This window comes from Streptomyces sp. NPDC002276 (assembly GCF_053891435.1).
Genome location: NZ_JBSFCQ010000043.1, coordinates 1 through 18,966, shown reverse-complemented (window position 1 = coordinate 18,966; position 18,966 = coordinate 1). Strand labels below are relative to the sequence as shown.

Here is an 18,966-nt window from a genome sequence, read left to right as displayed (position 1 = left end):
CCGTCGTCCTTGCGGCCCTCCACGCTCGGGTCCTCGCTCAAACTGGCGAGCCCCAAAACAAGATCAAGACGACGCGTTAATGATCTGCAAGCCCTTACGGGCTTACGGGTTCAGCTCTTTCGGCGCCCTATCAGGTGCGGCTTCGACTCCAACCCGTCCAACCCGTGCCACGCCAGGTTCACCAGATGTGCCGCCACCTCCGCCTTCTTCGGGCGGCGGACGTCCAGCCACCACTGGCCGGTCAGGGCGACCATGCCGACCAGGGCCTGGGCGTAGAGCGGGGCGAGCTTCGCGTCGAAGCCTCGGCTCTTGAACTCTCGGCCCAGGATGTCCTCGACCTGCGTCGCGATGTCCGAGATCAGGGACGCGAAGGAGCCCGTCGACTGGGGGATGGGGGAGTCGCGGACCAGGATGCGGAAGCCGTCCGTGTACTCCTCGATGTAGTCGAGGAGGGCGAAGGCCGCCTGCTCGCAGAGTTCGCGGGGGTGGCCGGCCGTCAGGGAGCTGGTCACCATGTCCAGCAGGCGACGCATCTCGCGGTCCACGACCACCGCGTACAGGCCCTCCTTGCCGCCGAAGTGCTCGTAGACCACCGGCTTGGAGACCCCGGCCTTCGCCGCGATCTCCTCCACCGACGTGGCCTCGAAACCCTTCGCCGCGAAGAGCGTGCGACCGACTTCCAGCAGCTGGGCCCGGCGTTCGGCTCCCGTCATCCGGGTGCGGCGCGCGCGTCGGGGCTTCTCGTTGCTCGGGGTGCTGCTGGGATCGGTCGCCACGGCGTCAATCATGCCGCCTCCGCCGACTCCTTCCGGGGCCGAGAGCTGTCCGGACCGGAGATACGGCGCGAATCGATACGCGAGCGTGACGGCCAGCGCACGTCATAGGCCCAGCCGAGCTGCTCGCACCAGCGGATGATCCGCGCCGAGGAGTCGATCTGGCCGCGCATCACACCGTGCCGCGCGGAGGTCGGGTCGGCGTGGTGCAGGTTGTGCCAGGACTCGCCGCAGGACAGGATCGCCAGCCACCACACGTTGCCCGAGCGGTCACGCGACTTGAAGGGGCGCTTGCCGACGGCGTGGCAGATCGAGTTGATCGACCAGGTGACGTGGTGCAGCAGCGCGACCCGCACCAGCGAGCCCCAGAAGAAGCCGGTGAACGCGCCCCACCAGGACATCGTGGCCAGGCCGCCGATCAGTGGCGGGAGCGCGAGGGACAGCATCGTCCAGAAGATGAACTGGCGGGAGATCGCGCGGATCGTGCGGTCCTTGATCAGGTCCGGCGCGTACTTGTCCTGCGGGGTGCGCTCCTCGTCGAACATCCACCCGATGTGCGCCCACCACAGGCCCCTGATCAGCGCGGGCACGGTCTCGCCGTAGCGCCACGGCGAATGCGGGTCGCCCTCCGCGTCGGAGAACTTGTGGTGCTTGCGGTGGTCGGCCACCCAGCGCACCAGCGGCCCCTCGACGGCCATCGACCCGGCGATGGCGATGGCGATGCGCAGCGGGCGCTTCGCCTTGAAGGAGCCGTGCGTGAAGTACCGGTGGTAGCCGATCGTCACGCCGTGGCAGCCCAGGTAGTAGAAGAACACCAGCAGGCCGAGGTCCAGCCAGCTCACCCCGCCCCAGCTCCACGCCAGCGGCACCGCCGCGAGCAGCGCCAGGAAGGGGACGGTGATGAAGAGGAGGAGCGTCAGCTGTTCCAGCGTCCCCTTTTTCTCGCCGCCCAGGGTGGCGGCGGGCAGCGGAGTGCCGTCGTCGTTCGCCCGCGGGGCGTCGTCGATCACATCGGAGCTCGTGGTCATGGGCGTCCCCTGTGGGGTTCGGAGGTGGAGGCGGAGCGTCGGACGGCGGGAGCCGGGCAGCAACAGTTCAGCATGGACTTCCCTACGGTTCCGTAACCTACGGCGACGTAAGTATGGCAGCGCGTCGACCGGTGGACGAAGCCCGTGAGACCGCGCGTCAGAGTGGACACCTATCCTTGGTGTCGGTCGGACAGCGCGGTCCGCTCTGTTTTCTTCCCGGATGTCCGTCCCGTATGCGGCAGCCGCCGCGGGACCGCCGTCCGGGTTCCCTCCAGACGAGCTTCAAACACTGCAAGGAGCCGCACCTGTGAGCAGTGCCGACGACCAGGCCACCACGACCAACAACGAGCTGCGCGCCGACATACGGCGCCTCGGCGACCTGCTGGGCGAGACCCTCGTCCGCCAGGAGGGCCCCGAACTGCTCGAACTGGTCGAGAAGGTCCGCCGCCTCACCCGGGAGGACGGCGAGGCCGCCGCCGAGCTGCTGCGCGGCACCGAGCTGGAGACCGCCGCCAAGCTGGTCCGCGCCTTCTCCACCTACTTCCACCTGGCCAACGTCACCGAGCAGGTGCACCGCGGCCGCGAGCTGCGCGCCCGCCGGGCCGCCGAGGGCGGTCTCCTCGCCCGTACGGCCGACCGCCTCAAGGACGCCGACCCCGACCACCTGCGCGAGACGGTCAAGAACCTCAACGTCCGCCCGGTCTTCACCGCGCACCCCACCGAGGCCGCGCGCCGGTCGGTCCTCAACAAGCTGCGGCGCATCGCCACGCTCCTGGAGACCCCGGTCATCGAGTCCGACCGCCGCCGCTACGACACCCGGCTGGCCGAGAACATCGACCTGGTGTGGCAGACGGACGAGCTGCGCGTCGTGCGTCCGGAGCCCGCCGACGAAGCGCGTAACGCCATCTACTACCTGGACGAGCTGCACGCGGGCGCCGTCGGAGACGTCCTCGAAGACCTCACCGCCGAGCTGGAGCGCGTCGGCGTCAAGCTGCCCGACGACACCCGCCCGCTCACCTTCGGCACCTGGATCGGCGGCGACCGCGACGGCAACCCGAACGTCACCCCCCAGGTCACCTGGGACGTCCTGATCCTCCAGCACGAGCACGGCATCAACGACGCGCTGGAGACGATCGACGAGCTGCGCGGCTTCCTCTCCAACTCCATCCGCTACACCGGCGCGACGGACGAACTGCTGGAGTCCCTCCGGGCCGACCTGGAGCTGCTGCCCGAGATCAGCCCCCGCTACAAGCGGCTCAACGCCGAGGAGCCCTACCGGCTCAAGGCCACCTGCATCCGGCAGAAGCTGGAGAACACCAAGAGCCGCCTGGCCAAGGACACCCCGCACCAGCCCGGCCGCGACTACCTCGGCACCGCCGAGCTGCTGGCCGACCTCACCCTGATCCAGACCTCCCTGCGCGCCCACCGCGGCGGCCTCTTCGCCGACGGCCGCATGGACCGTACGATCCGCACGCTCGGCGCGTTCGGCCTCCAGCTCGCGACCATGGACGTACGGGAGCACGCGGACGCCCACCACCACGCGCTCGGCCAGCTCTTCGACCGGCTCGGTGAGGAGTCCTGGCGGTACTCGGACATGCCCCGCGAGTACCGCGCCAAGCTGCTCGCGAAGGAACTGCGGTCCCGCAGGCCGCTGGCTCCGACGCCCGCGCCCGTCGACGCGGCCGGTGAGAAGACCCTCGGCGTCTTCGAGACCGTCAAGAAGGCCCTCGCGGTCTTCGGGCCCGAGGTCATCGAGTCGTACATCATCTCGATGTGCCAGGGCGCCGACGACGTGTTCGCCGCCGCCGTCCTCGCCCGCGAGGCCGGGCTGATCGATCTGCACGCCGGGTGGGCCAAGGTCGGCATCGTGCCGCTCCTGGAGACCACGGACGAGCTGAAGGCCGCCGACACGATCCTGGAGGACATGCTCTCCGACCCGTCGTATCGGCGGCTGGTCGCGCTGCGCGGGGATGTCCAGGAGGTCATGCTCGGGTACTCGGACTCGTCGAAGTTCGGTGGTATTACGACGTCTCAGTGGGAGATCCACCGGGCGCAGCGGCGGCTGCGTGACGTGGCCCATCGGTACGGTGTGCGGCTGCGGTTGTTCCACGGCCGTGGCGGGACCGTCGGCCGCGGTGGCGGTCCCTCGCACGACGCGATCCTCGCCCAGCCCTGGGGCACCCTTGAGGGCGAGATCAAGGTGACCGAGCAGGGCGAGGTCATCTCCGACAAGTACCTCGTGCCGTCGCTCGCGAGGGAGAACCTGGAGCTGACGGTCGCCGCCACCCTCCAGGCCTCCGCCCTGCACACCTCACCCCGGCAGTCCGACGAGGCGCTCGCCCGCTGGGACGCGGCCATGGACGTGGTCAGCGACGCGGCCCACGCCGCCTACCGCGGGCTGGTCGAGGACCCGGACCTGCCGACGTACTTCCTCGCCTCCACGCCGGTCGACCAGCTCGCCGACCTGCACCTGGGCTCACGGCCCTCCCGCCGCCCCGGCTCGGGCGTCTCGCTCGACGGACTGCGCGCGATCCCGTGGGTGTTCGGCTGGACCCAGTCCCGGCAGATCGTGCCCGGCTGGTACGGCGTGGGCTCGGGGCTGAAGGCACTGCGCGAGGCGGGCCTGGACACCGTGCTCGACGAGATGCACGAACAGTGGCACTTCTTCCGCAACTTCATCTCCAACGTGGAGATGACGCTGGCGAAGACGGACCTGCGGATCGCCCAGCACTACGTGGACACCCTCGTCCCGGACGAGTTGAAGCACGTCTTCGACACCATCCGGGCCGAGCACGACCTGACCGTCGCCGAGGTGCTCCGCGTCACCGGTGAGGCCGAACTCCTCGACGCCACCCCGGTGTTGAAGCAGACGTTCACCATCCGCGACGCCTACCTCGACCCGATCTCCTACCTCCAGGTCACCCTCCTCAAGCGCCAGCGCGACGAGGCGGCGGCCGGTGCGGAACCCGACCCGCTGCTGAGCCGCGCCCTCCTCCTCACCGTCAACGGTGTGGCGGCGGGCCTGCGCAACACCGGCTGAGCAGAGAAACGAAGGGTGCCCCCGAGCTGTCGTAGAAGCTCGGGGGCACTCGTCTTTTCAAGCGATCAGAGGGCTACGAACGCTGCCGTCAGCAACGCGATCCCCGACCAGGCCAGTACCCAGGCGGCGCGGGTCAGGTGCAGGCCGCCGGCGACCACCACCGAGGCCAGCAGGAGGGCGCCGCCGAGGGGGACCCAGGCGTAGAGGATTCCGGCGGGGCCGGAGCGCATGACCTCGTCGGTGCCCGGCTTCACGACCACCGCGTACGTCTTGCCCTTCTTCACCGCGACCGTGTGGTCGATGACGACGGTGGCACGGGCTTTCGATCCGGTCGACACCGGTGTGTACGGCCCGGTGCAGGTGTCGTCGCCGCACGCGGTGACCTGGATCGTGCCGCTCTCGCGGCCCTTGGTCAGCATCACGTTGTACGCGGTGGGCCAGGAGCCCCAGACCCCGGCGATCAAGATCAGCAGGGCGACCGTGCCCATCGCCGCGAGCCGTCCGAAGTTCATGGCGGGGATCATTGGCCATACCCGTACACGCGGTCAACTTCGGTCACCGACAAGTCGGTCAAGTCAGGAGTTGTACGCGCTCTGCGCCCGTTCCAGGCCCTCGCTCACCAGACACTCCACCGAGTCGGTGGCGCGGTCCACGAGGAAGTCCAGTTCCTTGCGCTCCGTCGACGAGAAGTCCTTCAGCACGAAGTCCGCCACCTGCATACGGCCCGGCGGGCGCCCGATCCCGAACCGCACCCGGTGGTAGTCCGGGCCCATCGCCTTCGTCATCGACTTCAGCCCGTTGTGGCCGTTGTCGCCGCCGCCGAGCTTCAGGCGGAGGGTGCCGTAGTCGATGTCCAGCTCGTCGTGGACCGCGACGATGTTCGCGAGCGGCACCTTGTAGAAGTCGCGCAGCGCGTTGACCGGGCCGCCCGACAGGTTCATGTACGAGGTCGGCTTCACCAGCACGACCCGGCGGCTGGCCGGACCCGGTGCGCCGAGCCGGCCCTCCAGGACCTGGGCCTGCGCCTTTCCGGCCCGCTTGAACTTCCCGCCGATCCGCTCCGCGAGCAGGTCGGCCACCATGAAGCCCACGTTGTGCCGGTTGTTGGCGTACTCGGGGCCCGGATTGCCGAGTCCCACGATCAGCCAGGGGGCGTTCGCGTCGGTCGTCACGTCCATGTCTCCTTCTCCTTCTCTCCTTGACACGCGCCAGCCGCCGTTCCCGGTGGGAACAGCGGCTGACAGCGGTGATGAAGGTGAGGATCAGGCCTCGGTGGCCGCGGCCTCGCCGTCGGCGGGCGCCTCTTCCGCCTGGGCGGCCAGCACCTGGAGGACGACCGCGTCCTCGTCGATGGCCAGCGTGGTGCCCTTGGGCAGCGGGATGTCCTTGGCGGCGATGGAGGCACCGGCCTCCAGGCCCGCGATGGACACGGTGACCGACTCGGGGATGTGCGTGGCCTCGGCCTCGACGGTGATCGTGCTGAGCACGTGCTCCAGCAGGAAGGAGCCCGGGGCCAGCTCGCCCTCGGTGTGGACGTAGACCTCGACGGTGACCTTCTCGCCGCTCTTCACGGTGAGCAGGTCGACGTGCTCAAGGAAGCCCTTGATGGCGTCGCGCTGGACGGCCTTCGGGATGGCGAGCTGGGTCTTGCCCTCGATGTCCAGGGTCAGCAGGACGTTCGGGGTACGCAGGGCGAGCTGAAGCTCGTGGCCCGGCAGCGTGACGTGCAGCGGGTCCACACCGTGGCCGTAGACCACGGCGGGAACCTTCTTCTCGCGGCGGATACGGCGGGCGGCACCCTTGCCGAACTCGGTGCGGGTCTCGGCGGTGAGCTTGACGTCGGCCATGGTCACTCCTCGTAGAACAGTTGGGGTGGGGGTCCCCCCGCTCGAGCGAAGTCGAGAGTGGGGGCGGTCACCCGGCCGAACATCGGCCTGCTACGAAGAGCGCGTCGATAACGGACCGCCGTACGAACTTCTTGCGAAGCGGTACGGCCTCCCTCGCCGAGCAACTTGGGCAGCTTACTCGGCGGGGAGGCCGTATCAGAAATCGATCTACGACTGGTTTACGACGGCGGGGGTCAGTGTTCGTCGAAGAGGCTGGTGACCGAGCCGTCCTCGAAGACCTCGCGGACCGCGCTGGCGATCGTCGGGGCGATCGACAGGACCGTGATCTTGTCGAGGTCGGCGCCCACCTCGCCCGGGGTGGGGAGGGTGTCGGTGAGGACGAACTCGCTGACCCGGGAGTTCTTCAGGCGGTCGGCCGCGGGGCCGGAGAGCACGCCGTGCGTGGCCGTCACGATGACGTCCTCCGCGCCGTGCGCGAACAGCGCGTCCGCCGCGGCGCAGATCGTGCCGCCGGTGTCGATCATGTCGTCGACCAGGACGCAGACGCGGCCCTTGACCTCGCCGACCACCTCGTGGACGGTCACCTGGTTCGCCACGTCCTTGTCGCGCCGCTTGTGCACGATCGCCAGGGGCGCGCCGAGGCGGTCGCACCAGCGGTCGGCGACGCGCACGCGGCCGGCGTCCGGGGAGACGACGGTCAGCTTGCTGCGGTCGACCTTGCCGCCCACGTAGTCCGCGAGCAGCGGGAGCGCGAAGAGGTGGTCCACCGGGCCGTCGAAGAAGCCCTGGATCTGGTCGGTGTGCAGGTCGACGGTGAGGATGCGGTGCGCGCCCGCCGTCTTCATCAGGTCCGCGATCAGGCGGGCCGAGATCGGCTCGCGGCCGCGGTGCTTCTTGTCCTGCCGGGCGTAGCCGTAGAACGGCACGATCACCGTGATGGAGCGGGCCGACGCGCGCTTCAACGCGTCGATCATGATCAGCTGCTCCATGACCCACTGGTTGATCGGGGCCGTGTGGCTCTGGATCACGAAACAGTCCGCGCCGCGCACCGATTCCTCGAAGCGGACGTAGATCTCGCCGTTCGCGAAGTCGAAGGCCTTGGTCGGGACGACCCCGACACCCAGCTGCTGGGCGACCTCCTTGGCAAGCTCGGGGTGGGCGCGGCCGGAGAAGAACATCATCTTCTTCTCGCCGGTCGTCTTGATCCCGGTCACAGCACTGTCTCCTCAGAGGTCATTCAACTGGGTGTGCGTTTATCACGGTACGCCGTGTTCGACGCACCCGTTTCCGGTCAGTCTTCGTTCTCGTCCTGGCGGGAAGCGGTTTCCGCGGCCTTCGCCGCCGCGCTTCCCGGGCGCTTGCGGGCCACCCAACCCTCGATATTCCGCTGCTGGCCACGGGCCACGGCCAGCGAACCGGGCGGTACGTCCTTGGTGATCACGGAGCCGGCGGCGGTGTACGCGCCGTCCCCGACCGTGACAGGTGCCACAAACATATTGTCCGACCCGGTACGGCAGTGCGACCCGACGGTGGTGTGATGTTTGGCCTGCCCGTCGTAGTTGACGAAGACGCTGGCGGCGCCGATGTTGCTGTACTCGCCGATCGTCGCGTCCCCTACATAGGAGAGGTGCGGGATCTTCGTCCCCTCCCCGATCGTCGCGTTCTTCGTCTCGACGTATGTCCCGATCTTGCCCTTCGTGCCCAGGCGGGTGCCGGGACGGAGGTAGGCGTACGGCCCGACGGAGGCCTGCGGGCCGATGTGCGAGCTGACGGCGACGGTGTTGTCGACGCGGGCGCCGGCGTCGACGACGGTGTCCGTGAGGCGGGTGTTGGGGCCCACCTCGGCGCCCTCGCCGAGGTGCGTGGTGCCGTGGAGCTGGGTGCCGGGGTGGACGATCGCGTCCTGGTCGAAGGTGACGGTGACGTCGATCCAGGTCGTCGCCGGGTCGATCACGGTGACTCCGCCGAGCATCGCCTCGGTCAGCAGCCGGTCGTTCAGGATGCGGCGGGCCTCGGAGAGCTGCACGCGGTTGTTGATGCCGGCGATCTCGCGGTGGTCGCCCGCGACGGAGGCGCCGACGCGGTGTCCGGCCTCGCGCAGGATGCCGAGCACGTCCGTGAGGTACTCCTCGCCCTGGCTGTTGTCCGTGCGGACCTTGCCGAGGGCGTCGGCGAGCAACTGCCCGTCGAACGCGAAGACCCCGGAGTTGATCTCCCGGATCGCCCGCTGCGAGTCGGAGGCGTCCTTGTGCTCGACGATCGCGGTGACGGCACCTGAGGCGCCGTCGCGCACGATCCGGCCGTAGCCGGTGGCGTCCGGTACCTCGGCGGTGAGGACGGTCACCGCGTTGCCGTCGGTGGTGTGGTTCGTCGTGAGGTCGCGCAGGGTCGCGCCGCGGAGCAAGGGGGTGTCGCCGCAGACCACGACGATGGTTCCGTCGATGGTTCCGAGTTCTTCCAGCGCCATTCGTACGGCGTGACCCGTGCCGTTCTGCTCGGCCTGGACCGCGGTCCGTACTCCGGGGTCCGTTTCGCCGAGGTGGGCGGTCACCTTCTCGCGGGCGTGGCCCACGACGACGACCAGGTTCTCCGGCTCCAACTCGCGTGCGGCGGCCAGCACATGACCGACGAGGGTGCGGCCACAGATCTCGTGCAGGACCTTCGGTGTGGCCGACTTCATACGGGTGCCCTCACCCGCTGCGAGTACGACGACGGCTGCCGGGCGAATGGCGCTCACGGGTATGCCCTTCGGCTTCGGAATGCTGGGGGGTGGACATTCGCAGGATACCGGGGCGTTTCATGGGGGACATGAGAGTGGGCCCTGACAGTGCTGTCAGGGCCCGAAGTGGGGTATGGGGGGAGGGAGTTGCCCGGGGATTGCTCGGGAGTTGATCGGTTGTTGTTCAGTTTGTGCTCCCCCGCCAGGACTCGAACCCGGACAAATGGCACCAAAAGCCACGGTGCTGCCAATTACACCACGGGGGATCAAACTCGATCGAGCCGGACATTTGGTCTGGTCGCCGAGTGGGCAACAAACACTATGCCGTACGCGATGGCCTCCGTGCGACGGTACTTATCGGTGGTGATCGGTTTCGTCATTGTTCGATTACGCGCAGTGGTATAGGCAACTCGTCGAAACTCGACGGAAAACCGGGGCCCTGCGCCCGTAGGCTGGAGGCATGACCACGACGGGGGAAGAGCACGCCACGGGCCGGGGAGGGCCGTGGTGGTGGACCAGGTGGCGTAGTGCGGTGCTCGACGTGGGGCTCGCGGCCGGCTCCGCGGCGGAGTGCGGGGCGGAGGGGGTCCGGTTCGCGCACGACGCGGGGGTTCCGGCGGCTGTGGGCGTCGTCTTCGGTGTGCTGGCCGGATCTACGTTGGTCGTGAGGCGGAAGTGGCCGATCGCTGTTGTTCTCGTGTCCATTGCTATTACTCCGGCCCAGATGGGCTATCTGATGGGCATCGTCGGGCTCTACACGCTTGCCGCGTCCGAGCTGCCTCGCCGGATCATCGGGTCGCTGGCCGGGATGTCCTTCCTCGGCATGCTGATCGTCATGTTCGTGCGGGTGAAGCAGGACACCCAGCGCGGGACCTGGGAACTCGGCGACTGGTTCGTGCCGTTCGCCTCCATCACGACCGCGGTCGGGATGACCGCGCCGCCTGTGCTGCTCGGGATGTATGTGGGCGCCCGGCGGCGGTTGATGGAGAGCCTCCGGGAGCGCGCGGACAGCCTGGAGCGGGAGTTGCAGCTTCTCGCGGAGCGGGCCGAGGAGCGGGCCGAGTGGGCGCGGGGTGAGGAGCGGACCCGGATCGCGCGGGAGATGCACGACGTCGTGGCGCATCGGGTGAGTCTGATGGTTGTGCATGCGGCTGCCTTGCAGGCCGTTGCGCGGAAGGATCCGGAGAAGGCCGTCAAGAACGCGGCGCTCGTGGGGGACATGGGGCGGCAGGCGCTCACCGAGCTGCGGGAGATGCTGGGTGTGCTGCGGAGTGGGGACGGGGTGGGCAGTCGGGAGCGGGCTGCTGTGCCGCTGGTCGCGGTGGGGGTGGCTGCCGCTGCGGCTGCCTCGCGGGCCGTGGACGACGAGGGTGGGGGCGAAGGCGGGGCTGAGGGGCCGTGTCTGTCGGACGTGGACGAGTTGCTCGGGCAGTCCGCGGCGGCCGGGATGGCCGTCGATCTGTCGGTGGAGGGGGTGACCCGGTCGTACGCGGCTGAGATCGAGCAGACCGCGTACCGGGTGGTGCAGGAGGCGTTGACGAACGTCCATAAGCATGCGGCGGGTGCGAAGACGCATGTACGGCTCGCGCACCGGGTGTCGGAGATCGCGATGCAGGTCGAGAACGAACCGCCGCCGGAGCCCGCGTCCGCCTCGGCGGCTCGGCTGCCGTCTGGGGGGAACGGTCTGGTCGGGATGCGGGAGCGGGTTCTGGCGTTGGGCGGGGTGTTTGTTTCTGGGCCCACGGATGCCGGTGGGTTTCGGGTTTCGGCGGTTATTCCGGCTGTCTGAGGGTGGGCTTTCGCCCTGCCGTTTGGTGTGGGTCGGTGCCGCGTCGGGGGGTGTCCGTCCTCGGAACGGCGCGGAATCGGTCTTTCAAGAGTGTCAGCGCGTTGACGCGCCAACCGCTGCGGGCGGACACCCCCCGACGCGTCACCTTCGCGCCGTACGCGGCTGTCGGCCGTCATTCCGGCGACGTAGCCGACGAGCGTTCTACGTCGGTCAGCCCGCCGTGAGCCGTACCGGCTCCATGCCTGAGACGAGGGCGGTCAGGGCCTGGTCGATGTCTTGGCCCAGGTACCAGTCGCCGGTGTGGTCCAGGGCGTAGACGCGGCCCTCGGCGTCGATGGCCAGGAGGGACTGGGTGTCGGGTTCCTCGCCGAGGGGGCTTACGTCGGTGTCGAGGGCTCGGCCCAGGTCGCCGAGGGTGCGGGCCATGTGCAGGCCGTGCAGCGGGTCCAGGTGGAGGGCGGTGGGGGCGATCTGGCGGCCGGGGCCGGTGGGTGCGATGCGCAGGCCGCCGAACTCGGCCCACGCCTCCACCGCTGCCGGGAACACGGCGTGCTGGTGGCCTGCGGGCGAGGTGTGGTCGCGCAGGGTGTCCGCCCAGATCTCGGCCTGCTTTATGTCCCAGCGGCCGGGCTGCCAGCCCGCGGCGCGCAGGGCGGCGTCGACGGGTACGGAGAAGCGCGTGGAGGAGTGGGAGTGGCGGTCGGGGTGCATCTGCCCTTCGATCGTCGGCGGCGGGGGAGGTGGTGCGGTTGTGTTGAGTGGTGCTGGGCGGGGGTGGGTGTCAGGCGTTCTCCGTCGTGGGGTCCACGACTCGGACGCCGAAGTGGGCGCTGAGGGCCGCGCAGGCTCGGCACGGTGCCGCGAAGCTGCCGTGCAGGGGGTCGCCGTCCTCGCGGATGCGGCGGGCGGTGAGCTTGGCCTGCTTGAGGGTCTTGCGGGCCTCGCCGTTGGTCATCGGCTTGCGCGCGGCGCGCTTGCTGCGCTCGGCGTCGGCGGCGGCGATGTGGCGGGAGATCAGGATCGCCTCGGCGCAGCGGCCGGTGAAACGGTCGCGCTGGGCGCTGGTGAGCGTGTCGAGGAAGTCCTGTACGAGCGGGTGCAGGGTGGGGGGCTGGTCGCCGCGGGCGGCGGTGCCGGTGAGGGTGGTCGCGCCGCGCACGGAGAGGGCGGCTGCGACGGTCGGAAGTATGCCGTCGCGGCGGTGGCTGAGGGTCGGCGTGTGTCGTCCCTCGGTGGCGCTCCAGCCGACCCTGGGGTCGCCGGACGGTCCGGTGTGCGCCCCGGTGTGCGGTCCCGTCTGCGTCGCGTTCATGATCGTCATCCCCTCCCGAGCATCCCCCGGCGGGTCTCAGAGTGCCAAATGCCGTGGCGGGTGCGGTAGCTGGGGCGGTGCGACACGCCAGGGCTTCGGCGGGCTGTCACGGCGGGGTGACGGCAGGTCACGGAAGTGAAGGTCCGGTGAGGGGCGGCGGCGACCGCTGCCGGTGACCGGTGCCGCCGTACCGCATAGGCTGTCCGCACCGCGATCCACGCGGTCGACGCGTGGAGACAGTCGAACAAAAACGTCAAGAAGACGAGACAGTCGATACGGGGCACAGTGGGGCGAGTTGGACATGCGCCTGCTGTGAATCGTACTGAATGCCGCAGGGGGCAACCGCCATGACGACAGGTCGGCTCGGGCAACAAGCCGCGCCACCGAACGCGGCCTACGCCGGGCAGGTCGTGCACTTCCCGGATCCGGTCCGGGCGGCCCGTCACCCCAGAGGGGTACGGATGGACGAGCGCGGCTACCCCGACTTCTCGCCGTACGCGCGCGCCGCGGCCGAGATCGCCGAGCCCCCGGAGGGTTTCGGCGTCGATGAACTGCGGCTGACCGACTATGTGTCGGCGAACGCGGCACTCGCGGCTGCCGGGCACCAACTGTGGGACACCGTGCCCGCGGTGGCCACCCCGCACGGCTGGACCTGGCACCACGTGGTCGGCACCCGGCGCCTCGAACTCGTCCCCGTCGAGGTCAAGGCGCTGCTCCGGCACCACGGCGGGATCGCCACGGCGGGCGTCGACCACAACAAGCGCGGCACCCGCCCGCTCCAGGAGACCCGCCCCGCGCACTTCGGCCTGCCGAAGTCCTCGCTCGCGGTGACCGAGGCGCAGGTGCAGGGCGTCGAGGAGGACCTCGGTTACCGACTCCCGGGCGCCTACCGGTCGTTCCTCAAGGCGGCCGGCGGGAGCGCGCCCATCGGCACCGCGCTGGACGCCGAGTTGGGCCTCCTGATCGACCAGCCGTTTTTCACGGTCCGCGACGAGGCGGCCGTCAACGACCTCGTCTACGTCAACAAATGCCTCCGCGACCACCTCACCAAGGACTACCTCGCCGTCGGCTTCGTCCAGGGCGGCCTGCTCGCGGTGAAGGTGAAGGGTGCGGCGATCGGTTCGGTGTGGTTCTGCGCCTACGACGACGCCCGCGACGTCGATCCGTCCTGGGCACCGGCCGACCGGGTGGAGCGGCTACTGCTGCCCGCCGGGGGCGACTTCGACCAGTTCCTGGGCCGACTCGCGGGAAATCCACCGGAGTTGGAGACGGTGGCGAACCTGATGGTGGACGGCGGGTTCGCACGATCTGTACCGGTGCCTTCGGCCGCCGCAGTGGGGGAGTGAGCGACGCGATGGTGACTTTCGCACAGGCGCAGGAGCGCGCCGAGGAATGGATCAACGGGGACGTGCCCTCGTACCAGCACCGCGAGGTGCGGGTGCGCGAGTTCGAACTCGGCTTCGTGGCCTGGGCCGAGGACCGCGCCGACGGTCCGCGCTTGGACGGTGGCGGGCAGCGGCTCGTCCTCGCCCGTGACAGTGGAGAGGCCACGCTGTGGCCCGCCCTGCCGGTGGGCGAGGTCATCCGCCGCTACGAGGAGGAGTACGGCCGCCCGGACGAGGTCGCCGACGCGGTGCCCGCCGCTCCCGCGCGCGTGGACCTCAACCAGACGTCCTTCCTGCTGAGTCCGCCGGAGTGGTTGCAGGAGGCGGCCGACAAGATCGGGATTCAGGATCGTCGGGGGGCAGGCACAGGGGTAGGGGCAGGAGCAGGGGCAGGGGCAAGTTCCGGTGCGGGGGCGGGTGTTGGGGGTTCGGGCTCGGCTTCGCCCTCGCCCTCGCCGTCTGGTTCGCTGCCGGAGACTCAGGCTGGGGTGCCTGCCGCTTCGGCATGGCCGGATGCCGGTGGGGGCGCCGAGGCGCCGGGTGCGCATGGTGTGCCGGCCGGGGCCACGCCGTGGGCGGGGACCGACACCAACGCGGATCCGGGCGAGGACCGTTCGGTACCGCTGCCCGCGACCGTGTTCGCACCGCCGCTGAGCGAACAGCGCGAGGACGAGACCCCGGCCGACGCCGAAACCGCGTTGATCTCCGGCGGCAGCCAACTCCCGCCCACGGCAGTCGCCCGGGCGCTGGATGACGCCAACCCCCGTGGGGGAGCGATGAGTTCGCGGCAAGGGCAGGGGCAGGGGCAGGGTGGTGGACCCGGTGGCGCTGGTGGTACGCCGCCTCCGTCGTCGTACGGGTATCCCCTGGGGGGCGGAGCAGTTCAGGGGCCGGGTGGGCCCGGTCCGCAGGGGGCGCCCGCCGCGTCGTCGTACGGGTATCCGCAGGGGGCCGGTGGTCCCGGTGCTCCGGGTGGTCCTGGTGGTCCTGGTGCGTCGCCCTCCGGTGGTCCGCAGGGTGGACCTGGGGCGGGGCCGTCGGCGTACGGGTATCCCCAGGGGCCTGACGGTGCCGACGGCGTGCCGCACGCTCCTGGGAGTCCCGGTGCGCCGGGACGGGCGCTCGCGCCCAACGCGGGGGACATCGCCGACGCGGCCACCAGCAAGGCCGCGCCTCCGCCGCGGCGGGCGCGGAGCGGTGGGTCGAACCCGCCGCCTCCGCCGGGTGCCCCGGGGACGCCGGGCGCGCGGCCGGGCGGCACGCCTGCTGGGCCTCCGCCGCCTCCTCCTCCGCCGCCGGTGGGCGGGTATGTGGCGACGCAGATGGTTTCGGGGCTCGGTCCGGAGGGGCTTGCCGGTCCGGGTGCTCCGGGTGCTCCGGGTGGGCCCGGTGGGTCGGACAGTCCCGGGGGGCCGCCTCCGGGTGGGGTTCACCATGCCGCGACGGTGTTCGCCGACCCCGGGCCGGGTGGGCTCGCGGGGTCGGTTGGTCAGCCGCCGCCGGGTGTCCCCGGTGCGCCCAGGCCGCCCGGTGCGCCCGGCGCTCCTGGTGTGCCCGGCGCCGCACAGCAGCCGTACGCCCCCGGCATGCCCGGCGCCTCCGGTGCCCCTGGCACGCCTCCGCCGCCGTACAACCCCGGTACCCCGGGTACGCCTGGTGTCCCCGGCGCTTCCGCCCCGCAGGGCGGTGCTCCCGGTGCCGTGCATCGGGCGGAGACCATGTTCGCCGGGCCTCCGGCGGGTGGACCCGGTGCTCCTCCGGCGCCGCAATTCCCGGGCGCGCCCGGTGCGTTGGGTGCCCCGGGGATGCCTCCGGGGGCTCCGCCGCAGTCGATGCCGCCGGGTGCGATGCCGCCCCCGGGGCAGCAGGTGCCCGGTCACGGTCACCCCGCGCCTCCCGGGCCCGGTCAGCCGTTCCCTGGTCAGCAGCAGCCCGCCTACGGTTATCCGCAGCAGGGGCAGCCGACCGTAGGACCGGGCTATCAGGCCGTGTTGCGGTACCGCGCGCCGGACGGGTCCGAGCAGCAGCTGATCCGGCGGTCCGCGCCGGGGACGCCGCACCCGGAGTGGCAGATCTTCCACGAACTGCGCGGCCTGAACATCCCGCCGGACCAAGTCCTGGAACTGCACACGGAGTTGGAGTCCTGCGAACTGCCGGGCGCTTACTGCGCGCGGATGATCCGCGAACAGTGGCCGCAGGCCCGCATCGCCAGCATCGCGCCGTACGGCACGGATCACGCGAGCCGGCAGCAGGGGATGCGTGAACTCATCGCGCACCAGGGCGAGTTGCACCAGGTGGCGGACGGACCGGCCCGACTCGCCCCGGTGCGGGCGCCGTTGCCGCCGGTGCAGCCGACGCCGCCGGTCCCGCCGGAGGCGATCGCGCAGGAACTGGCGGGCGCGTTCGGGCCGGGGGTGTTCCGGTTCGAGCAGGCGGCGGTGTCGCGGCAGGGCGTGCCGCCGGTCGTGGCGCACACGCTGGTCGCGGCGGGGCTGCCGATGGACATGGGCCCGTTCTTCTGGGCGCAGGCCCAACCGGGCCGCCCGGTACCGACGTTGGCCGAACTCGCGCAGGAGCGCGGGGTGCGGCCGTCCGCCGACGCGGGCTCCTATCTCGTCATGGGCAGCGACTTCGGCAAGGCGATCTGCGTCCAGTACGGCACGGCGAACATCGTCGCGGTGCCCGTGGAGGCGGGGCCGGGCGGTGCTTCCGTACCGCCGCAGTTCGTGAACACGGGGCTGCCCGAGTTCGCGCGCTGTCTGGCGCTGCTGGGCCGGATGTGGCGACTGCGGTACGGGCTCAACCAGGAGCAGGCGGGCCGCTGGACCGTCGACTTCCAGGCGCAGCTGGCCTCGCTGGACCCGGCGGCGCTCGGTTCGCCGGAAAGCTGGTGGTCGGTGCTGCTGGAGCAGATGTGGGACGGGTTGTTGTGACGTCGGCCCGCTGAACAGGCCGTACGGAAAAGGGCCGGACCCGGTCGCCCGACCGGGTCCGGCCCTTTTTGCGTGGAAGACGCCCGTGACCTGGCTGCGGAGTGTCGCGTTATGAACCCTTATGCCCGATACATCAAGATATGCGCGAAATCATCATTTCGTGTCCGTCGGGTGGAGAGGGGTTCCAGGATGAGCAGCGCATCGGTGTCGCCACGTGGCTTCGTGGCAGTACGGGGGCGCGGCTACCGCCCCGCCCAGGTGGACGCGTACGCGGCGGGGCTCTCGCGGCACCGGGACGCCGCGTGGGAGCGGGCCGCGCGGCTGACCGTACTGGCCAGGGACATGGAGGCGGAGGCCGAGCGGCTGCGCGAGACGGTGGCGCGGCTCGCCCCGCAGACGTACGAGACGCTCGGCGAGCGGGCGCAGCGACTGTTCCGGCTGGGGGAGGAAGAGGCCGCCGCCGTACGGGAGTTCGCGCGGAGTTCGGCGCGCGAAGAGGTCGCGCGGGCCGAGGCACGCGCCGCCGATGTGCTTCAAGAAGCCCGGGAACACGCGGACGCGCTCCGCGCGGAGGTGGAGGAACGCGCCCGGCAGCGGCTCCTCGTCGCCCGCGCCGAGGCCGACGACATCCGGATCGGCGCCCGGCGCGAGGTGAAGGAGGGGCGCACGGAGGCGCTCGCCGCGTTGCGCGAGGTACGGCAGCGCACCGCCGCGATGCTGGGCGAGCAGGCCAAGGAGCACGCCGAGCGGTGGGCCGAGGCGGAGCGTTCCGCGGAGGAGCGGGCGACCGCGGTGGACGCGCGGTGCGCGGAGCGGGTGGCCCGCGCGGAGGCGGCGCTGGCGGAGGCGGAACAGGCTTACGCCGAGGCCGAGTTGTCGGACCGGCGCCGCCAGGAGGAAGCCGCGGAGCGGGCGGCCGAGGTGGTCGCGGAGGCACGGGTCCGGGCGGAGCGGATCGCTCGGGAGACCGAGCGGGTGCTGCGTGAGCACGGGGAGACGTGGGATGACGTTCAGGCGCACATGGATCATGTGCGGAGCAGTTTGACCGCGCTGACCGGGCGGGCGCCGGCTGAGTGACGGGGCGTAATACCTGAGTAGGGGGGGAGGTGGAGAGCGTGGGCCGTTTTCGGTGCCGTGAAACCGGGGTACCTCGGGCTGACCGGCCGCCGGGTGCCCTGCTCGTCCTCGGCCTCGTGCAGGGCGCGCTGTCGTTCGCGCTGGGCGGCACGCTGATCACCTGGGTCCTCTACGAGGTGGCGGGCGCCCCCACGATGGCCGGCTCCTACGCGACGGCGGCACTCAACGCCGCCACCGTCGGACCACTCGCCGCTGGGACCACCCTCGGGACCGGGGCCGGCGACCTCGGCCCGCTCTGGTCCAGCGGACTCCTCGTCGCGCTGCACCGGCGCGATGTCCTCACCCCGGTCATTCCGGTCATCCCGGTCACCCCGGTTCCGGGTGGCGAGGCGCGCCGGTGACGTGGTCTCGCCGCGGTGCTCAGCTTGGGTGATCGGCGCAGCAAGGCGTCGGGTTGGGCACCTCGAACGGGGCCAGGGTGTTGCCCACCGCCGGGACCAGGGCCAGGACCAGCTCGCCCTCGCGCCACTCGGGTCGTACGTGGTCCTGGGTGTGTACGGGTGTTGTGGGGGCCGGGAGTTCGCCCGAGGTGGCTCCTACGACGGTCACCCGGTCGATCGCGGTCAGTGCCAGCAGGTCGGACAGGGGGATTGTCCCGGTGAGGTGTTCCGCGCCGGGGAACAGGACCGCCCGGCCCGAGCGGCGGGCCGTGTGGTCGGCGGCCGCCTGGGCGGCGGCTTCCCGGTCGCCCTGGAGCGGCTCGGACTCCGTGAGCTGCCGCCAGGCTGCCGCGGCCGATTCGCGGTCCGGGAACTCCAGGGATACGGCCGTCCCGCGGCGCGTGTCCGTGCGGATCAGGTGGGTGCAGGCGACGACCGTCCCCGGGGGGAGCGCGAGGGTGGTGACGAGGTCGCGGACGAGGTGGTCGGCCTCGCGGAGGGTCGTCGTGCCGGCGTCCACCCCGAGGACGGGGTGCCGGCCGGGAAATCGATGAAGTAGACGTTGTGCCGGACGTGGTCGCCGACCATCTCACGGACGGTCCGCAGGGTGCGGCCGGCGATCC

15 protein-coding genes, 1 tRNA gene and 1 pseudogene are annotated in these 18,966 nt (G+C 70.9%); 6 read left to right on the top strand and 11 right to left on the bottom strand.

Going from position 1 to position 18,966, the window contains the following annotated elements; all coding sequences use genetic code 11:
• Positions 1 to 110 precede the first annotated feature (110 nt).
• Entirely contained in the window at positions 111 to 788 is a 678-nt protein-coding gene (locus tag ACWIHT_RS46690; RefSeq protein WP_456174745.1) for a TetR family transcriptional regulator, read from the bottom strand.
• On the bottom strand, positions 785 to 1,801 hold the full coding sequence (locus ACWIHT_RS46685; RefSeq protein WP_456174744.1) for an acyl-CoA desaturase: 1,017 nt from the start codon (positions 1,799 to 1,801) through the stop codon (positions 785 to 787). Before ACWIHT_RS46685 ends, ACWIHT_RS46690 begins: the two co-directional genes overlap by 4 nt.
• 307 nt (positions 1,802 to 2,108) lie before the next feature.
• Between ACWIHT_RS46685 and ppc the strand changes: the two genes are divergently transcribed.
• Positions 2,109 to 4,841, top strand: coding sequence for a phosphoenolpyruvate carboxylase (gene ppc, locus ACWIHT_RS46680; RefSeq protein ID WP_456174743.1), 2,733 nt, complete (start codon positions 2,109 to 2,111; stop codon positions 4,839 to 4,841).
• A gap of 65 nt (positions 4,842 to 4,906) precedes the next feature.
• Here ppc and ACWIHT_RS46675 read toward each other — a convergent pair whose 3' ends face one another.
• The 6 genes from ACWIHT_RS46675 to ACWIHT_RS46650 form a co-directional block, all read right to left on the bottom strand.
• Complete coding sequence (locus tag ACWIHT_RS46675; protein ID WP_456174742.1) at positions 4,907 to 5,353, bottom strand: hypothetical protein; 447 nt, start codon at positions 5,351 to 5,353, stop codon at positions 4,907 to 4,909.
• 63 nt (positions 5,354 to 5,416) lie between these two features.
• Positions 5,417 to 6,019 carry an aminoacyl-tRNA hydrolase gene (gene pth / locus ACWIHT_RS46670; RefSeq protein ID WP_200714917.1) on the bottom strand — a complete coding sequence of 201 codons (603 nt, stop codon included), beginning with the start codon at positions 6,017 to 6,019 and terminating at the stop codon, positions 5,417 to 5,419.
• Between the two features lie 84 nt (positions 6,020 to 6,103).
• The gene (locus tag ACWIHT_RS46665) at positions 6,104 to 6,688 is read right to left on the bottom strand and encodes a 50S ribosomal protein L25/general stress protein Ctc (RefSeq protein WP_456174741.1); all 585 of its coding nucleotides are present in this window, start codon (positions 6,686 to 6,688) and stop codon (positions 6,104 to 6,106) included.
• A gap of 233 nt (positions 6,689 to 6,921) precedes the next feature.
• On the bottom strand, positions 6,922 to 7,902 hold the full coding sequence (locus ACWIHT_RS46660; RefSeq protein WP_262064065.1) for a ribose-phosphate diphosphokinase: 981 nt from the start codon (positions 7,900 to 7,902) through the stop codon (positions 6,922 to 6,924).
• A 77-nt stretch (positions 7,903 to 7,979) separates the two neighbouring features.
• Complete coding sequence (glmU, locus tag ACWIHT_RS46655) at positions 7,980 to 9,425, bottom strand: bifunctional UDP-N-acetylglucosamine diphosphorylase/glucosamine-1-phosphate N-acetyltransferase GlmU (RefSeq protein ID WP_456174740.1); 1,446 nt, start codon at positions 9,423 to 9,425, stop codon at positions 7,980 to 7,982.
• A gap of 176 nt (positions 9,426 to 9,601) precedes the next feature.
• Positions 9,602 to 9,673, bottom strand: a tRNA-Gln gene (locus tag ACWIHT_RS46650).
• Between the two features lie 194 nt (positions 9,674 to 9,867).
• Between ACWIHT_RS46650 and ACWIHT_RS46645 the strand changes: the two genes are divergently transcribed.
• Entirely contained in the window at positions 9,868 to 11,196 is a 1,329-nt protein-coding gene (locus ACWIHT_RS46645; RefSeq protein WP_456174739.1) for a sensor histidine kinase, read from the top strand.
• 210 nt (positions 11,197 to 11,406) lie between these two features.
• On the opposite strand, the gene ACWIHT_RS46640 is transcribed toward ACWIHT_RS46645, so the two are convergent.
• Positions 11,407 to 11,907: an SUKH-3 domain-containing protein gene (locus ACWIHT_RS46640; RefSeq protein ID WP_456174738.1), complete on the bottom strand. Its 501-nt coding sequence runs from the start codon at positions 11,905 to 11,907 to the stop codon at positions 11,407 to 11,409.
• A 70-nt stretch (positions 11,908 to 11,977) separates the two neighbouring features.
• Entirely contained in the window at positions 11,978 to 12,517 is a 540-nt protein-coding gene (locus tag ACWIHT_RS46635) for a YwqJ-related putative deaminase (RefSeq protein ID WP_456174737.1), read from the bottom strand.
• A gap of 338 nt (positions 12,518 to 12,855) precedes the next feature.
• Between ACWIHT_RS46635 and ACWIHT_RS46630 the strand changes: the two genes are divergently transcribed.
• The 4 genes and pseudogenes from ACWIHT_RS46630 to ACWIHT_RS46615 form a co-directional block, all read left to right on the top strand.
• Complete coding sequence (locus ACWIHT_RS46630) at positions 12,856 to 13,854, top strand: SMI1/KNR4 family protein (protein ID WP_456174736.1); 999 nt, start codon at positions 12,856 to 12,858, stop codon at positions 13,852 to 13,854.
• Between the two features lie 8 nt (positions 13,855 to 13,862).
• A complete protein-coding gene (locus tag ACWIHT_RS46625) occupies positions 13,863 to 16,826 on the top strand; it encodes an SUKH-4 family immunity protein (RefSeq protein WP_456174735.1) in 2,964 nt (987 codons plus the stop codon).
• Between the two features lie 189 nt (positions 16,827 to 17,015).
• Positions 17,016 to 17,903 (top strand): cellulose-binding protein, encoded by an 888-nt coding sequence (locus ACWIHT_RS46620; protein WP_456174734.1) that lies wholly within the window; start codon positions 17,016 to 17,018, stop codon positions 17,901 to 17,903.
• Positions 17,904 to 17,980: 77 nt separating this feature from the next.
• Positions 17,981 to 18,226 (top strand): annotated as a pseudogene (locus ACWIHT_RS46615) (Cmx/CmrA family chloramphenicol efflux MFS transporter); the annotation flags it as partial.
• A 97-nt stretch (positions 18,227 to 18,323) separates the two neighbouring features.
• Here ACWIHT_RS46615 and ACWIHT_RS46610 read toward each other — a convergent pair.
• On the bottom strand, positions 18,324 to 18,863 hold the full coding sequence (locus tag ACWIHT_RS46610; protein ID WP_456174733.1) for a hypothetical protein: 540 nt from the start codon (positions 18,861 to 18,863) through the stop codon (positions 18,324 to 18,326).
• Between the last annotated feature and the right edge of the window lie 103 nt (positions 18,864 to 18,966).

Bases quoted from the DNA above. Each gene is read 5' to 3' on its own strand.
- ACWIHT_RS46690 (WP_456174745.1), bottom strand. From the start codon at position 788: ATGATTGACGCCGTGGCGACCGATCCCAGCAGCACCCCGAGCAACGAG.
- ACWIHT_RS46685 (WP_456174744.1), bottom strand. From the start codon at position 1,801: ATGACCACGAGCTCCGATGTGATCGACGACGCCCCGCGGGCGAACGAC.
- ACWIHT_RS46675 (WP_456174742.1), bottom strand. From the start codon at position 5,353: ATGAACTTCGGACGGCTCGCGGCGATGGGCACGGTCGCCCTGCTGATC.
- pth (WP_200714917.1), bottom strand. From the start codon at position 6,019: ATGGACGTGACGACCGACGCGAACGCCCCCTGGCTGATCGTGGGACTC.
- ACWIHT_RS46665 (WP_456174741.1), bottom strand. From the start codon at position 6,688: ATGGCCGACGTCAAGCTCACCGCCGAGACCCGCACCGAGTTCGGCAAG.
- ACWIHT_RS46645 (WP_456174739.1), top strand. From the start codon at position 9,868: ATGACCACGACGGGGGAAGAGCACGCCACGGGCCGGGGAGGGCCGTGG.
- ACWIHT_RS46640 (WP_456174738.1), bottom strand. From the start codon at position 11,907: ATGCACCCCGACCGCCACTCCCACTCCTCCACGCGCTTCTCCGTACCC.
- ACWIHT_RS46635 (WP_456174737.1), bottom strand. From the start codon at position 12,517: ATGACGATCATGAACGCGACGCAGACGGGACCGCACACCGGGGCGCAC.
- ACWIHT_RS46630 (WP_456174736.1), top strand. From the start codon at position 12,856: ATGACGACAGGTCGGCTCGGGCAACAAGCCGCGCCACCGAACGCGGCC.
- ACWIHT_RS46625 (WP_456174735.1), top strand. From the start codon at position 13,863: ATGGTGACTTTCGCACAGGCGCAGGAGCGCGCCGAGGAATGGATCAAC.
- ACWIHT_RS46620 (WP_456174734.1), top strand. From the start codon at position 17,016: ATGAGCAGCGCATCGGTGTCGCCACGTGGCTTCGTGGCAGTACGGGGG.